7 tRNA genes and 2 rRNA genes (2 of these 9 cut by a window edge) are annotated in these 2500 nt (G+C 51.7%); all 9 read right to left on the bottom strand.

Going from position 1 to position 2500, the window contains the following annotated elements:
* Window positions 1-48, bottom strand: a tRNA-Arg gene (locus NST14_RS00480) (it extends 26 nt beyond the left edge of the window).
* Between the two features lie 3 nt (window positions 49-51).
* Window positions 52-140: transfer RNA gene (locus NST14_RS00475), tRNA-Leu, on the bottom strand.
* 16 nt (window positions 141-156) lie between these two features.
* Window positions 157-231: transfer RNA gene (locus NST14_RS00470), tRNA-Gly, on the bottom strand.
* Between the two features lie 29 nt (window positions 232-260).
* A tRNA-Leu gene (locus tag NST14_RS00465) sits at window positions 261-341 on the bottom strand.
* A 14-nt stretch (window positions 342-355) separates the two neighbouring features.
* Window positions 356-431, bottom strand: a tRNA-Lys gene (locus NST14_RS00460).
* Between the two features lie 14 nt (window positions 432-445).
* Window positions 446-521, bottom strand: a tRNA-Thr gene (locus NST14_RS00455).
* A gap of 4 nt (window positions 522-525) precedes the next feature.
* A tRNA-Val gene (locus NST14_RS00450) sits at window positions 526-601 on the bottom strand.
* 5 nt (window positions 602-606) lie between these two features.
* Window positions 607-722 (bottom strand): 5S ribosomal RNA (gene rrf, locus NST14_RS00445).
* Window positions 723-824: 102 nt separating this feature from the next.
* Window positions 825-2500: ribosomal RNA gene (locus NST14_RS00440) — 23S ribosomal RNA — on the bottom strand (it continues 1247 nt past the right edge of the window).

The following is a 2500-nucleotide window of genomic DNA, read 5'->3' as shown; positions in this document are numbered from 1 at the left end:
ACCTCTTGATCCGTAGTCAAACGCTCTATCCAATTGAGCTACGGGCGCATATGGTGCCGAGGGCGGGGGTCGAACCCGCACGGTGGTCACCCACCGCAGGATTTTAAGTCCTGTGCGTCTGCCTGTTCCGCCACCCCGGCATGTCATATTGAAAATTGGAGCGGAAGACGGGATTCGAACCCGCGACCCCAACCTTGGCAAGGTTGTATTCTACCACTGAACTACTTCCGCAAGACATGTTTGAGTTATTTCATTAAAAGTGCGGGTGAAGGGAGTCGAACCCCCACGCCAAAGGCGCTAGATCCTAAGTCTAGTGCGTCTGCCAATTCCGCCACACCCGCATATTCATTAAAAATGGTGAGCCATGAAGGACTCGAACCTTCGACCCTCTGATTAAAAGTCAGATGCTCTACCAACTGAGCTAATGGCTCTTACAATAAAAAACTGGTGCCGACTAGAGGACTTGAACCCCCAACCTACTGATTACAAGTCAGTTGCTCTACCAATTGAGCTAAGTCGGCTAAATGGTGGAGGATGACGGGATCGAACCGCCGACCCCCTGCTTGTAAGGCAGGTGCTCTCCCAGCTGAGCTAATCCTCCGGATTGCCTGGCAACGTCCTACTCTCACAGGGACAAGGTCCCAACTACCATCGGCGCTAGAGAGCTTAACTTCCGTGTTCGGTATGGGAACGGGTGTGACCTCTCTGCCATCATTACCAGACTGTATTCATTTAAGACAAGAATTATTGTAACTTATTTCACTTTGAAAGTCAACAAGTTTTTTATATTCTTTCAAAACTAGATAACATTTGCTACATATTATATGGTTAAGTCCTCGATCTATTAGTATTCGTCAGCTCCACATGTCACCATGCTTCCACCTCGAACCTATCAACCTGATCATCTTTCAGGGATCTTACTAGCTTACGCTATGGGAAATCTCATCTTGAGGGGGGCTTCATGCTTAGATGCTTTCAGCACTTATCCCTTCCGCACATAGCTACCCAGCTATGCCCTTGGCAGAACAACTGGTACACCAGCGGTGCGTCCATCCCGGTCCTCTCGTACTAAGGACAGCTCCTCTCAAATTTCCTACGCCCACGACGGATAGGGACCGAACTGTCTCACGACGTTCTGAACCCAGCTCGCGTACCGCTTTAATGGGCGAACAGCCCAACCCTTGGGACCGACTACAGCCCCAGGATGCGATGAGCCGACATCGAGGTGCCAAACCTCCCCGTCGATGTGGACTCTTGGGGGAGATAAGCCTGTTATCCCCGGGGTAGCTTTTATCCGTTGAGCGATGGCCCTTCCATGCGGAACCACCGGATCACTAAGCCCGACTTTCGTCCCTGCTCGACTTGTAGGTCTCGCAGTCAAGCTCCCTTATGCCTTTGCACTCTACGAATGATTTCCAACCATTCTGAGGGAACCTTTGGGCGCCTCCGTTACACTTTAGGAGGCGACCGCCCCAGTCAAACTGCCCACCTGACACTGTCTCCCGGGTCGATAAGACCCGTAGGTTAGAATTTCAATACAGTCAGGGCGGTATCCCACCAGCGCCTCCACCGAAGCTAGCGCTCCGGTTTCAAAGGCTCCCGCCTATCCTGTACAAACTGTACCAAAATTCAATATCAGGCTACAGTAAAGCTCCACGGGGTCTTTCCGTCCTGTCGCGGGTAACCTGCATCTTCACAGGTACTATAATTTCACCGAGTCTCTGGTTGAGACAGTGCCCAAATCGTTACACCTTTCGTGCGGGTCGGAACTTACCCGACAAGGAATTTCGCTACCTTAGGACCGTTATAGTTACGGCCGCCGTTTACTGGGGCTTCAGTTCAGAGCTTCGCTTACGCTAACCCCTCTCCTTAACCTTCCAGCACCGGGCAGGTGTCACCCCCTATACTTCGCCTTACGGCTTCGCAGAGAGCTGTGTTTTTGCTAAACAGTCGCTTGGGCCTATTCACTGCGGCTTTCCGTTAAGAAAGCACCCCTTCTCCCGAAGTTACGGGGTCATTTTGCCGAGTTCCTTAACCAGAGTTCTCTCGCACACCTTAGGATTCTCTCCTCGCCTACCTGTGTCGGTTTGCGGTACAGGCACCTTTTATCTCGCTAGAAGCTTTTCTTGGCAGCGGGGAATCAAAGACTTCGCTCCATAAGGAGCTTCCCCATCACAGCTCAGCCTTTACGATAAGCGGATTTGCCTACTTATCAGCCTAACTGCTTGGACGTGCACAACCAATCGCACGCTTCTTCTATCCTTCTGCGTCCCTCCATTGCTCAAACGATAAAGAGGTGGTACAGGAATATCAACCTGTTGTCCATCGCCTACGCCTGTCGGCCTCGGCTTAGGTCCTGACTAACCCTGAGCGGACGAGCCTTCCTCAGGAAACCTTAGGCATTCGGTGGACGGGATTCTCACCCGTCTTTCGCTACTCATACCGGCATTCTCACTTCTAAGCACTCCACCAGTCCTTCCGGTCTGACTTCACTGTCCTT

This window comes from Bacillus sp. FSL W8-0519 (assembly GCF_038005585.1).
GTDB lineage: Bacteria > Bacillota > Bacilli > Bacillales > Bacillaceae_G > Bacillus_A > Bacillus_A paranthracis.
Note: the sequence above shows the minus strand (reverse complement) of the source record. Positions and strands in the feature narration are given on the sequence as shown.